The organism is Nocardia sputi, from assembly GCF_023501985.1.
This window is the reverse complement of sequence record NZ_JAMFLC010000038.1, coordinates 38,509-51,931: the sequence shown is the minus strand read 5'-3', so window position 1 is coordinate 51,931 and position 13,423 is coordinate 38,509. Positions and strand designations below refer to the sequence as shown.

The window sequence follows — 13,423 nt, the reverse complement described above, 5'->3', positions numbered from 1 at the left end:
GCAAGCTGACCGACAAAGCGCTGATCACCGCGCTGGCATCCTGTCGGCCCGACAAGACCGATCCGATCGCACGTGCGGTGCTCAGCGCGTTGAAAACCCTGGCGCGGCGTCACCGGTTCCTCACCACTGAGGCTCAGAACCTGCAAGAACAGATTCGTGACCTGGTCAAAACCGCCAATCCGCATCTTCTCTCGCTACACGGGGTCGGCCCCAACAGCGCTGCGCAACTACTGATCACCGCTGGCGCCAACCCCGACCGGCTACGCAGCGAAGCTTCCTTCGCCGCCTTGTGCGGCACCGCACCGGTCCCAGCGTCCTCGGGCAAAACCACCCGCTACCGGCTCTCCCGCGGCGGCGACAGACAGGCCAACCGCGCCCTGCACACCATCGCGCTGGTCCGGATGTCCTCCCATGCCCGCACCCGCGAATTCGTCCGCACCCAACGCGCCAAAGGCCGCAACGACGCCGAGATCCGGCGCATCCTCAAACGCGCGATCGCGCGCGAGATCTTCAAATCCCTCACCCGCGGCCTGGCCGCCCCCGACCTCGACGACCTCCGGCCCGCACGCCAAGCCAAGAACATCACCCTCACCGCCGCCGCAGCCGCGATGGACACCTACATCAGCAAGCTCGCCCGCACCGAACTCGGCACCTACCCCGACTACGAACTCGCCCAACGCTACCGAACATGGCTCACCGCAGCTTGACACAAATAGGAGCATCATCTTCGGCGGCGCAACGGATCTTGCCGGACCGGTTATGCCGCATGATGTTCGACTCGCCATCGAGCTGTCTTGTGCCCGGCGACCTGCGAGGTCTGGTCGAGTCGTTGCTGCCGGGTTCAGCGGTGTGGGCCCGGTAACCGTTCGCTACGGGGACGCCGGGCCGCAGACCGCCGGGACCGGCACGGTCGACCGGTTCTTCCCAGATCTACGGGTGGCTAGGATTTGGGACGCTCGCCGGGCCGAGCAGCCGGCGCACAGCTCGGATCCTCGGACCGATTCCGAGTGCCCGGTACCCAGCCGCGTTCACCGATTAGCGGCCAACACTGCCGCGAGGCCTTCTTGCAGGTCCTTGACAAAGTACTCGGGAACCTCCAGCGACGGAAAATGTCCCCCGGTTTCGGGCGACCTCCATCGGACGATTTGTCGGTACCGCTGCTGTGCCCAGGGGCGCGGACACTTCTCGATGTCGCGGGGGTACATGGTGATTGCTGACGGGACGTCGACCCGAAGTTCGGGGTCCAGCGAGTTGTGGCTTTCGTAGTAGATGCGGGCCGCCGATGCGCCGGTCCGCGTCAGCCAATACAGGGTGACGTCGTCGAGAACGCGGTCTATGGAAATCGTCTCGAACGGGCTGTCTTCGATATCTGTCCACTCGGCGAACTTGTCGAGGATCCAGGTAAGAAGCCCGACCGGTGAGTCGACGAGCGAGTAGCCGATGGTCTGCGGTCGGGTCGCCTGTTGCTTCGCGTACGCCGCGCGGTGCCGCCAGAAATCGCGGGTTTCCTCGGTCCACTCGCGCTCGACCGCCGTCAGCCCGTCCGTTGTCAAACCGGGCGGTGCCTGCGCGAGCGTTGTGTGGATGCCGAGAACATGCGCTGGAAACCTGCCGCCGAGAATTGTGGTGATCACACCTCCCCAGTCGCCACCGTGGGCTGCGAACTTGCTGTAGCCGAGCCTTCCCATCAGTTCCACCCATGCGGCCGCGATTTTCTCGGTTCCCCACCCGGTGGTGGCCGGCTTATCGCTGTAACCAAAGCCTGGTAGCGATGGGACCACGACGTGGAATGCCGGCGCGCCCGCATCTTTCGGATCCGCCAACTCGTCTACCACATCGATGAACTCGGCGATGCTGCCTGGCCAGCCGTGCGTCAAGATCAAAGGAGTGGCGTCTGCGCGCGCGGATCGGCGGTGCAGGAAGTGGATCCCCAGATCATCAATGGTCGTGCGGAACTGGCCGATCCGGTTGAGGCGCTCTTCGAACGACCGCCAGTCGTACCCGGTGCGCCAGTAGTTCACGACATCGACGAGGTCGGCGAGAGGGACGCCCTGTTCCCATCGGCGAGGGCCGGGCGCGGCGCGATAGACCGTCTCGGTCTCCGGTAGCCGCGCTACGGCCAGCCGCGCGCGCAGATCGTCGAGGTCGGCGTCAGGTGCGTGGGCTTCGAATGCATGCACCACTACGGGGTCGGGGGTGAGAACGGGGTCGAGGTGGCCAAGTGTGGGCATGAGACCTCCTGGTCATCGCGGAACCGGCAACGGCTTACCTGGAACCGGCTAAGACGGTTCTAACATGCCCCGGCGGCGGCCGGCAACCCGCTAAGGTGGTTCCATGCCTGCTGGGTTCCCTGACTTTCGCCTCGGTAACGTGCTAGCGACCAGCTTCACGGGGACTCTGTCGGAGCGTCATGGCGACCCGGTGGAACGCATTCCCACGCCGCAGCGACTCGTCGACTGGCTGGTCGTGAACGGCCTGGCCGTGGACTCCTGCACCGCAGCCCAGCTCGAACTCGCTCGGGAACTGAGGGAATCAATTCACGCCGCCGCGACAGCGGCCGCGATCGGAGACGGTCTTCCTGCGTCTGCTGTTCAAGTCATCAATGACTGCAGCATTCAGGGTCGGGCGGCGGCCGTCCTGACGCCCGAGGGCAGCCGTCGATGGCGACTCGGCTCGGCTTCCAGCGTAGAAGATGCCCTAGGCGTGATCGCCGCCGACGCGATCAGCATCATCGCAGGCGAACGAGACGGAAAATTGGCCTTGTGCGCATCGCCAACCTGCCGAGCCGCCTTCTTCGATACCAGCCAGAGTCGCACCCGCAAATGGTGTGACATGAACACGTGCGGGAATCGTCAGAAGAAGGCGCGCTTCAATGCCAACCAGCGCAAGACCAGGACTGCCGCACGGATGGGTGTCATCTGATCCGGCTTGCCCGGGAGGACCGGCTGGAATGATCGGCCGGACAGTGCTGCTAGCCGTCCAGGCCGAGGCGCCGGGCGAAGAGAGCGGTTCTCGCTATCCCAAGTTTGTTTTTGTCAGAAAAGTTAATTTTCGGTGTGGGCCGTTTCGAACAGGGCGCTGGGCATCTACGCTCAGGCGGGGTCGATCGGCCAATCGGTAGCAATCCCATCAGCATGGTGTTCGGGTGTAGCGGCAAGCTGCGAAAGGTAGCGATGGGAGTGGGCTCTAGCGTGGGGAGGCAGGCGGGGCCGGTGCTGGGCCGCTTCTCGGTGTGGTCGCGGATGGGGACTCGCAGGGCCCAGCCGGTGGAGGTGCGGTCGCGGGATGAGTTCCTGCATCCGGGCGGCGACCTGCGTACGTTGCCGCCGGGAACGATCCTGCGGAGTCGTCGGGTCGAACTGGCGTTGTTCGGGCTGGTGCCGCAGAGAGTGTCGGCGTGGCAGTTGGTGTATCGGAGCACGGATATGCACGGTCACCCGGAGGTTGCGGTGACGACGGTGGTATTACCCGCCGACGCGGACCCCGACGTCGAACGGCCGTTGCTGGCGTTCGAGTCGGCGATCGATGCGGTGACCGAACGTTCAGCGCCGTCGTATGCGTTGCGGCGCCGTTCACGGGCTCACGGTTCGATCACTCCGATCGAGTGGCCGTTGATGATCGCCAACGCCGTCCGGCGCGGCTGGGCGGTTAGCATCAGCGACCACGGAGGGCCGCAGGGCAATTTCGGCGCACCGCGCGAACCCGGGTACCGCACTCTGGACGGGGTCCGGGCGGCGTTGAGCTTCGAAGCCCTGGGCCTGGGCGATGGCAGCCCGATCGTGGTTTGGGGGTATTCCGGTGGCGGGATGGCCGCCTCGTGGACGGTGGAGATGGCCCCCGCCTACGCTCCTGAACTCGACATCACCGCGGCGGTGCTGGGGGCGCCGGTGGGAGATCCCGCGCAGGTGCTGGTGCGGCTCAGCGGCGGGTTGTTCGCGGGTTTTCCCGCGATGGTGATCGCCGCGCTACGCCGGCTCTATCCGGTGGTGGAACGCGTGATCGACGCGCACATGCGTCCGGGAGGCTACCGGCTGCTCGAGCAGGCGAAGACCCTCACACCGTTGCTCACCCTGTTGCGGCTGGCCGGGCGCGATTTCGACGATCACCTCGATCGGCCACTCGCGGACATCCTCGCCGAACCCGAGATGGTGGCCATGCTCGATGACCTGCGGCTGGGCGGCCACGCGCCAGCCTGTCCGTTGCTGGTAATCCAACCGGTTCATGACCAGGTGATCCACCGCGAATGCGTGGATGCTCAGGTGAACCGATACCGCGACCACGGCGCGACCGTAGTGTACGTGCGCGACCGGCTCAGCGAGCACTTCACCCTGATGGCGTTGTCGACCCCGCTGGCGCTGAATTGGCTGTCCGATCGCCTGGCCGGACTCCCGATCACAGAGTCCGGAACCCGCACTGTGTGGTCTGTCGCGACCGCGCCCGGCGTCTGGCGCGGCTACCTCGAGATGGCGGACACCGCGCTGCGCGTCACGCTCGGAATGCCGCTGCGCGACAGCCGCACACGGCCCGGACCGGGCCGACGCGGCGGTGAACTGCGTGAAACAGCGTAAGAAGTCACCAAACCCGGCGAGCACGGTGAGTTCGCGGCGCCATGTGGTGCCTTCGCCCGCCAGTTCCCGCTGCAGGCTGCGAGCACTCGTCGCCATTCGGCGTGCCGCGTGATCGACTGGGATCGGACCGTTACCGAGCTTCCCGAGCAATATGTGGTGCAGTTGCTCAGAGCAGGTCACCGCAGGGTGACGCACCGTCGCCAGCCCCGCGCTGCGTTCCGCACTGGAACGTCAGTTGGCGCATGCCCACGACGGCCACCGTGAGGGCGGCTTCAACTCGTTCATCAGCGACTCCAGGTAGCCCGAGCCGTTGAGGAGCGGTCACGGGGTGGGCCGCCGACGCGGACCGCCCCGTGACCGCTCCCCCATCGAGGGCGGCGAATCACTGTTTTTGCCCGGCTACCGGGCAGGTAGGCACTATATGCGCTTATCGCCCTGATTGCGGCGATCGAGGTGGTGGCGGAATGAGCCATGCCCAGAATTCGTGGCGCACCGCGTCCCACAAATTCGTCAATTCTGGAAAAAGTTCTCGTGCTTGCACGAGATCTGGGTAGGTGTCGGGGCCGAAGGAGACGATCGGCGCTGTGTCGCATGTATTATGCACCGCAAGAATCGAAATCAAATGGTCCTGCAGCAAGCGCCACGTGACGCCCAGGCCCTCTGCCTCGGTTCGACGGACGTCATTCATCTCCGGCCCCATTCGGCTGCCGACGGCGCTCCGCGGCGATGTCGAATACTGTCAAAGCCGACCTCCTGCTCGTCAAGATCTGTCGAGCATCACAGATCCGGCACCGCACGGCATGGGTGGAAACACCCACTCGATTACCCATTTGCGCAGCTCGAGGGCGCCTGAAGCGTCATGTGCCCGGCAACGACGACCCGGTCCGGCGCCGATCTCGTTGGTGAGAAGCCGGGGCAGGGCATCGTAGAGTGCCCCGGTGCGCCAGAACAACAGGTTCAGTGCGGACGCGCGGTCCAGGCCGCGACCTGCGCGCGAGAAGAGAAGCCGAGTTTGCAGAGAATGTTCTCGACGTGCCGATCGACCGTTCGAGGCGACACCACCAGTCGCTCGGCGATCCGCCGGTTGCTCAGGCCCTGTGCGAGTAGCTCGGCGACCTGCCGCTCGCGTGCTGTCAGCACCCCCGCTTGCACCGTCGCAGGTTGCGGGGCGCCCGCACTCCGGTCGAGGGCGTAGGCGATCGCCTGGCCGTGATCGAGTCCTTCGCCCCGCACCCGTTCCGCATGCACGATCGCCTCAGGAAGCGCATCGGCCACGACGTGCTCACACGCTGCGTGCCGCTCGGACATATAAGGCCCGAACGTTGCGATGGAGGTACCGATTCGCCGCCACATCGTGTGGATCGCTCCCAGGAGTCGGGCCGCATGGCGGTGCTCGCCGCGGGCGGCCGCGGTCCAGGCCAGTAGCTCGATCATCAGCGCTGCACCGACATGGTCGTTGAATTCGCGCTGGATCTCGAGGGCGGCGTGAGCCGAAGCCATCGCCTGGTCGTAGTCGCCCCGGACCAGCTGATCGTAGCCGAGTGCCCAGACCGCGTACGACTTCGTCCACTGCTCGCCGCACCGGTCTGCCAGCTCTATCGCTCGCCGAGCCGTCGCGCATGCTCTCGGATCATGCGCGTGCGTATAGGCGACCGCGAGCTGGAAGAGGGTCATCCGGACCAGCTCGTCATCCTCGGAGAAGCTCTCGACCGCTCGTTCGAAACCTGTCACGGCAGCGGCGAGATCTCCACGGAAGCCCGCGGCAGTGGCGCGCAGGCTACTGGCCCAGCCGAGCGCACGGCGGTCTCCGGCTTCTGCGGCGAGGGCCACGCATTCATCGAGCACCGACTCAGCCGCGTCGAGGTCGCCCTGCAGAACCATCACCCATCCCGCTACCCAGAGTGCGGAGATCCGCCCGGCATCCGAGTCCGCGGCAATCCGTAGGGCGCGGTCGATCCAGCGTCGCCCGGAGCCGAGGAATCCATCGGCGCACCAGTGATAGCGCAGTGCCGTGACCAATAGCAGCGCCTCGCGGGAACTCGACGGAGTGCTGGTCGCCCACTCCAACGCCCCTCCGAGATTTCCCCGGTCGGCGCGCAACAGGGCGAGGCCGGTCTCCTGGCCGGGCCCGTTCCACTGTCCGGCGATCTGCTCAGCGAACGCGAGATAGTAGTCGCGGTGCCGGTCACGCAGCGTGGAGCTTTCGCCGCGGTCGGTCACCCGCTGCCATCCATACTCACGGATCGTCTCCAGCAACCGATAACGCGTCTGATCGTCGGCCGGGACAAGCACGACGACCGACTGCGCGACGAGGTGATCGATCAGGTCGAGCACCTGCCCACGCGGCAGATCCTCACCTGCGCAAACGTCCTCCGCGGCATGCAGGGTGAACCCTCCGACGAACACCGCAAGTCGCGCCCACAGCAGCTGTTCGGTCGGCGAGCACAGCTCATAGCTCCAGTCGATCAGCGCACGCAGAGTCCGCTGTCGTGGCAGCGCAGCTCGCGCACCCCCGGTCAACAACGCGAACCGATCCTCGAGCCGGTCCAGAATCGCTTGCAACGGCAGTGATCGCAGCCGGGACGCGGCCAGCTCGATCGCGAGCGGAATCCCGTCCAACCGCTCACACACCCGCACCACCGTGCCCGCATTACGCTCCGTGACCGCGAAGTCCGGGCGCACCGCCCGAGCACGCTCCATGAGCAGCATCGGAGCGTCGAACCCCGCCACCGCCCCAGCTGTGACGGATTCATCCGAAGCGGGCATCGACAGCGGGCTGACCGGATAGACGTGCTCGCCCGCTTCGCCCAGCAGTTCGCGGCTGGTGGTCAAGATCCGCAGTCCCGCGCAGGCACGCAGCAGGTGGTGGCACAGCACACGGCAGGCGTCCAGCAGGTGCTCGCAGTTGTCCAGCACGAGCAGCACCTGCCGGTCGGCGAGCCGTTCCACGATCTGCTGCTCCGCTGTCCGGTGCGACAGATCCGGCATCCCGAGACTGGTCACCACCGCACGCGCCACCCGTTGCGGATCATCCACGGCAGCCAGGTCGACCAACCACGCCCCATCCGGAAACGAGCGGCCGGACGCAGCGGCTACCTCCGTGGCAAGGCGGGTCTTCCCCACCCCACCCACTCCGGTCAGAGTGACGAGTCGGGCAGTCGCCAGCAGTGCCCGGACCTCACGAATCTCCCGCTGTCGACCCACAAAACTCGTGACCGCCGACGGCAGATTACCGGCTCCGCATACGGGCCTGCGCTGCCCCATGACATGTGAATCCTAACCGGTGCGGCGAGCCCGGCGCATCCCGTCACTTCATCGCGCGGCCGGCAGTGTGCCTGGTTCCGTGACGGCAAGGTTCACGTCGAGGTAGGGCAGCTCGATCGAGATGAACATATCGCGTCACCCGCGATGGTAATCATGCGACCTGCAAGAGCATTCCGGTCTCCGGGTCGTACCAGCGGCATGCCTCGGGCGGCAGGTACAGATTCGAGGGGCCGCCCTCGTCGGCGCGGAATCCGGGCGGCGCTTGAACCTTCACCGTCTGCCCGCTGACGCGGGTGGTTAGCAGAGTCGAGGAGCCGAGGGGCTCGAGCACTTCGAGTTCGCCCCGCACCGTCGCGGCCGCCGGTCCGTCGGTCACCACGATCGCCTCGGGTCGGATACCGAGCCGCAGCGTCTGGCCTTCGAACGAGGACAGCGCGGCGGGAACGGCGAGCGATTGCCCACCCAGGTCGATGCGCAGCCCCGTCTCCGCCGCGCGGACTGTGCCGGTGAGGAAGTTCATCGGCGGGCTGCCGAGGAAGCCGCCGACGAATTCCGTCGCCGGGTCGTCGTAGACCTCGGTGGGCGGGCCGCACTGGACGATTGCCCCGGCACGCATCACTGCGACGCGATTGCCCAGCGACAACGCCTCGACCTGATCGTGGGTGACGTAGATCGTGGTGGTGCCGAGTTCGGCGACGAGTCTTTTCAGCTCGGCCCGGAACGACAGCCGCAGCAGCGCGTCCAGGTTGGACAGCGGCTCGTCCATGAGCAGCACGTCGGCATCCATCACGATCGCCCGCGCCACCGCGACGCGCTGGCGCTGCCCACCCGACAGCCGCGCCGGGTACCGGTCCAGGTACGGGGTCAGCTGCAACAGCTCCGCGGCCCAGGCGACTTTGCGACGGATCTCGTCATGTGGCACGCCGTGCACGCGAAGGCCGAAGCCGATGTTTTCGGCGACTTTCTTGTTCGGAAACACGGCGTAGGACTGGAACACCATCGAAAGATTGCGACGCCGCGGCTCGAGATAGGTGACGTCCTTGCCGCCGATCACGATCTGTCCCGAGTCCGGCAGTTCCAAACCGGCGACCATGCGCAGCAACGTGGTCTTGCCGCAGCCGGACGGCCCGAGCAGCACCATGAACTCACCATCGGAAATCTCCAGCGAGACCTCGTCGGTGGCACGCGCCGTGCCGCCGGGATAGGTCTTCACCAGATCACGGACAACCACTTCAGCCATCAGCGAACCTCTGTCATCGCAGCGTCGTCCCCCACATGTTCACCAGGTAGCGCCGCATGACGAAGATGAACACCAGCGCCGGGATGATCAACGCGAAACCACCCGCGAAGCGGTACGCGATCGACGCCTCGTCCAATGCCGTGAGCACCTGAGCGGGCAGCGTGCGGTGCCCGAGTGTCACGATCGTCGCGCCGAGGATCTCGTTCCACGACAGGACGAACGTGAAGATCGACGACGCGGCCAGCCCCGGCAGTGCGAGCGGCACCACGATCCGGCGTGCGGCCTGCCAGCGGTTGCATCCGAAGACCTGGGCCGCCTCCTCCAGATCGGGAGGCACCGCGACGAAGATGCTCGCCGTGATGAGCACGGTCGTCGGCAACGCGAGCGTGGTGTGCACCAGCGTCACGGCCAGCACCGTGTCGTACACCTCGATGCGCAGGAACACGGTGGCCAGCGGCACCGAGAGCACCACGATCGGCAACGCGCGCACGAAGAGGATGAAGACCTGGTATGTGTCTTTGCCGCGAAACGCGTGGCGCGCGAGCGCGTATCCCGCGGGTGCGCCGATCACCAAGGACCAGAACACCGTGTAGAGGCCCACCAGCAGCGAATTGCCCAGTGCCTCGACCGTTCCCGTGGCACGGAAGAACGACATCAGAGTCTCGGTGGAGAAATCTCTCGGGATCAGTGGCTTCGGAAACTCGCTGAGCGCCTCACGGGAGGACACCGCGGCCAGGCCGATCAGAACGATCGGCAACACCATGAAAAGGCTGACGGCCGAGCAGGCCACCTGCACCCACACCGCGCGTCTGCGGCGCCTGCGCACGGGTGCGCGATCGATGGGTGGCAGCGCGCGCCGCGGCGGCGCCTCGGTACGGTTCATCGCGTTCCTCGGCTTCCGCGGGCGTACCCGCACCCCGTCGCCTCGATCAACGGCCGGCGAAGGTGTCTCATGGCGCCTGCTCGGGCTGCCGGACCGCCCGCAGGTAGAACACCGCGGTGGCGAGCGAGATCGCCAGCACGATCAGCGAGACCGCGCTGGCCACCGCGGGATTCTGCAGATTCGCGTACCACTCGTAGGTCTCACCCACCAGCAGGGGAAAGTCCCGCCCGGTCAGCGCCTGCGCCACAGCGAAAGCCTGCAGCGCGAGGATGGTCCGCAGGATCAGCGCCACCTGAAGGCTCGGCCCGAGCAGCGGCAACGTCACGTGCCGCGTCCGCTGCCAGAGATTCGCGCCGAACACCTGCGCGGCCTCGTCGTAGTCCCGCGGGATCATCTGCACGCCCGCCACCACGATCACGAACACCAGTGACGTCGCGCGCCAGATCTCGGCGACCACCACGGCGAGCAGCATGGTGCCCGCGTTCTGGTAGCTGAGCCACTGCACTCCGTCATCCGAGACCCCGATGCCGACCAGCAGCGAATTCAGGTAGCCGCGATTGTCGAAAACCGACAGCCATACCAGGCCCGCGGCCAGCTCGGAGACCGCGAGCGGCAGGCACCACAGGTAGAAGTGGCCGCCGGCGAAGCGCGGCCGCGCCTGCATGAGCAGCGCCATCCCGACGGCGAGCGCGAGCTGGACCGGCACCACGATGACGATCAGCAGGAGGGTGTTGCGCAGTGCGGTGCGTACATAGAGATCATCGATCAGTCGCCCCCAATTGGCGAGGGTGAAGCCGTGGTCGCCGCGGAACGCCTCCAGCACGCCCTGCACGAGCGGCCAGCCGAACAGCGCCGTCATCAGGGCGATCGAGGGCATCAGCAGCATCCACGGCGAGCGCAGTCGTGACATCATGGCTAGCCCACCCGGCACAGGTCGGCGGCGGGGTCGGGAGCCCAGCACGGCGCTTTCACATCGTCGAGGATGTTTTGCAGGACCCGTGCCTGCTGGTCCAGCGTGGAGCGAATATCGGCCCCGTCGAGCACGATCGAGCGGAAGCTGTCCTTGAAAACCTTGCTCACCTCGCCTTCACGCTGGCCCAGCCCGGCCGGAGGTAACGACAGAATGGCACCCGGCGCCTGCTGCTGCCTGCGCACCGCATCGGCCTCGAGCTGGATGGCCGGTGGCAGGTCGCTCGGGATCGCCGTGTCGACCGCCGGAAAGAAGCCGTTGGAACGGAGCAACCGCAACTGTGTTTCGGGGCGGGTGAGCGTGTCGATCGTCCGCTGCGCCAGTTCGGGGTCCGAGCTACCCGCGGGAATCGCGAGTCCGGCGATCACTGCCATGTAGCCGAGTCCGTGCGCAGCCCGGGGCGCGGGAAGCATCCGCCAATTGCGCGGATCGCGCTCCGGGGCGCGCGCGAGGCGCACGACGTGGTCCCACGCCAGACGAACCTCGCCGCTGTCGAGCGGCTCCTGCATGAAGTCGAAGTTCGTGCTCGCCGGGACGCAATTCGCCCACAGCTCACGCAGATACCGCCACGCCGTCACCGCCTCGTTCGAGCGGAAGGTGGTGATCTGGCCGCCGGTGAAGGAAGGCAGCAGGAAACCTTGGACGAATCGGTGCAGCAGACCCTTGGGGCCCGCGGGCAGGCCCAGCACAGGGCGATTGCCATTGCCGCGGCGCGCGGCGATGGCCCAGTCGAGGAACTGGTCATAGGACAGCGACACGGCATCCGCGCCGGACGGCAGGTGCTCGAGCGCATCCGCGTGTGCGGCAAGGACGTAACTCGCGGTCGCCCAAGGGATGTACCACGTACGATCGGTGCCCACCCTGGCCAGTTCCAGGTAGTCGGCGGGCCAGCCGCGGGCGCCGAGGTCGGCGAGTAAGCCGGTGAGGTCTTCCAGATAGCCGTCGGCGAGCGGTGCGATGTCGCCGTGCAGGCCGCCCAGCAGACCGATCTGCGTCGCGCCCGCGTGGACCTGACTACGCACCTGGCTCGCGAAGGGGCTCTCTTCGATGGTCACGTAGCCGACACCGGGTGCGGCATCGGCGAGCAGACCACGGAAGCGTTCCGCCTCGTCGGCGGGCCGGAACTGTGTGGACAGGAAGATCATTCCGCCCTTGCCGCTGGTGGCGAATCCGGTGCAGGCCGCGGCGGATAGGGCGGCCGCGCCGGAACCCGCCGCGCGCAAAAAGGATCTGCGCGTCAAACCGGGTACCGGCATGCATGGCTCCTCTTCGCGCACAACCTGTTTCAGGCAAATGTCAGGTTGGTCAACGTAAGTGCGCTGAGGGATATTGTCAATGTGCCTGCGTAACTTCGCCGCCGTCGAGCCGCACCTCGCCCGGCCATGTGCCCGGCCTGCTGTGTACGGCAGGCCCGCTGACGCGCCTCGAGTTGCAGGAACGCGCGGGGCTGTCGAGGTGGCGCTGGTCGAACGACTGGAAGCACTGCGCATCTCGGGCTCGTTCGCCGAGCCGGGCGCGACGGCGCTCTCGGCGCCAGGCCGAATCCTGCGGACCCGGGCGGAGCGAGCGGCTGATCACCGGCCCGATCCGCCCGAGGTCGGCTGCGTCATGCCGCAGGGGGCGTCAACACCGTGTCGATCATGTACACGGTGGCGTTCGCGGTTTGGAGTCCGCCGCAGATCACGCCGGCATCAGCCACTTTGAGATCGTCACCGTTGCCGGTCACGGTGACCGTGGAACCTTCGACGGTCTTGTGGTCCCCCGCGATCTCGCCCGGCCCCACCCGTCCTGGCACCACGTGATACGACAGGAGCTTGGTGAGCGCGGCCGAATCGGTCTTCAACGTTTCGATCGTCGCGGGATCGACCTTGGCGAAGGCCGCGTCGACCGGTGCGAACACGGTGGATTGTCCGCCGTCGAGGGTACCCACCAGGTTCACCTGCGGATTGAGCTGACCGGATATCGCGGCGACGAGCGTGGTGAGCATCGGGTTGTTCGATGCGGCGACCGATGCGGGTTCGGTCGCCATGCCGGTCACCGAACCCGGGCCAGTCGGCACCTGCTCGGCGTACGCGGCGCAGCCTGGGCCGACGGGAGCCGACGCGGGTGTTCCCGTCGACGGGGATGTCGTCGCCGTCGTCTCGGCGGCCGGACTGGTTGTCGAGGTCGCGGAGGATGTGTCGTTGTCATCCGCGCAGGACGCCGCCCCCAGGACGGTGGCGGTGAGGGCCGTAGCCAGCAGAAGTGATCGTTTCGCGTTTCGCATGTTCGGTTGCTTCCTTCGGATTGACCGCAGCGGTCGTGGTTGTCATTGCGCGCGAGTACCCAACCGCTGCGGCAGGCTGGAACAGCCACCGCCGCGTTCACGCGCCCCGTGCAGGAGAGCCGCACGAGCGGATGTTCACTTCAGGAAGTCTTGCACCGATCGCGCTCGAATGCATCGTTTCTGCGTCGATTGATGCTGAAAATTCGCTGTGAGTTCGCCTGACCGGTTCCGG

General features: G+C 66.6%; 10 protein-coding genes and 1 pseudogene. 4 read left to right on the top strand and 7 right to left on the bottom strand.

The window, feature by feature from the left end:
* Positions 1-206: 206 nt before the first annotated feature.
* Positions 207-402: pseudogene (locus M8859_RS37900) on the top strand (transposase); the annotation flags it as partial.
* A 626-nt stretch (positions 403-1,028) separates the two neighbouring features.
* Here the strand turns inward: M8859_RS37900 and M8859_RS34285 are convergent.
* Positions 1,029-2,231 (bottom strand): epoxide hydrolase family protein, encoded by a 1,203-nt coding sequence (locus M8859_RS34285; protein WP_249645501.1) that lies wholly within the window; start codon positions 2,229-2,231, stop codon positions 1,029-1,031.
* Between the two features lie 103 nt (positions 2,232-2,334).
* Here M8859_RS34285 and M8859_RS34280 point away from each other — a divergent pair, with 103 nt between their 5' ends.
* Positions 2,335-2,922, top strand: a complete 588-nt coding sequence (locus M8859_RS34280) for a CGNR zinc finger domain-containing protein (RefSeq protein ID WP_249645500.1) — start codon at positions 2,335-2,337, stop codon at positions 2,920-2,922.
* Positions 2,923-3,026: 104 nt separating this feature from the next.
* Positions 3,027-4,568: a lipase family protein gene (locus tag M8859_RS34275; protein WP_249645499.1), complete on the top strand. Its 1,542-nt coding sequence runs from the start codon at positions 3,027-3,029 to the stop codon at positions 4,566-4,568.
* A gap of 957 nt (positions 4,569-5,525) precedes the next feature.
* On the opposite strand, the gene M8859_RS34270 is transcribed toward M8859_RS34275, so the two are convergent.
* The 6 genes from M8859_RS34270 to M8859_RS34245 form a co-directional block, all read right to left on the bottom strand.
* A complete protein-coding gene (locus M8859_RS34270) occupies positions 5,526-7,832 on the bottom strand; it encodes an ATP-binding protein (protein WP_159928472.1) in 2,307 nt (768 codons plus the stop codon).
* Between the two features lie 151 nt (positions 7,833-7,983).
* The gene (locus M8859_RS34265) at positions 7,984-9,072 is read right to left on the bottom strand and encodes an ABC transporter ATP-binding protein (RefSeq protein WP_249645498.1); all 1,089 of its coding nucleotides are present in this window, start codon (positions 9,070-9,072) and stop codon (positions 7,984-7,986) included.
* A 13-nt stretch (positions 9,073-9,085) separates the two neighbouring features.
* Positions 9,086-9,955, bottom strand: a complete 870-nt coding sequence (locus M8859_RS34260; protein ID WP_159928468.1) for a carbohydrate ABC transporter permease — start codon at positions 9,953-9,955, stop codon at positions 9,086-9,088.
* Positions 9,956-10,022: 67 nt separating this feature from the next.
* Positions 10,023-10,868 (bottom strand): carbohydrate ABC transporter permease, encoded by an 846-nt coding sequence (locus M8859_RS34255; RefSeq protein WP_201295327.1) that lies wholly within the window; start codon positions 10,866-10,868, stop codon positions 10,023-10,025.
* A gap of 2 nt (positions 10,869-10,870) precedes the next feature.
* Positions 10,871-12,181 (bottom strand): extracellular solute-binding protein, encoded by a 1,311-nt coding sequence (locus M8859_RS34250; RefSeq protein ID WP_159928466.1) that lies wholly within the window; start codon positions 12,179-12,181, stop codon positions 10,871-10,873.
* A 350-nt stretch (positions 12,182-12,531) separates the two neighbouring features.
* Complete coding sequence (locus M8859_RS34245; RefSeq protein WP_159928464.1) at positions 12,532-13,191, bottom strand: fasciclin domain-containing protein; 660 nt, start codon at positions 13,189-13,191, stop codon at positions 12,532-12,534.
* Between M8859_RS34245 and M8859_RS34240 the strand changes: the two genes are divergently transcribed.
* Positions 13,170-13,403 carry a hypothetical protein gene (locus tag M8859_RS34240; protein ID WP_195070901.1) on the top strand — a complete coding sequence of 78 codons (234 nt, stop codon included), beginning with the start codon at positions 13,170-13,172 and terminating at the stop codon, positions 13,401-13,403. The genes M8859_RS34245 and M8859_RS34240 overlap by 22 nt on opposite strands.
* The last annotated feature ends 20 nt before the right edge of the window (positions 13,404-13,423 follow it).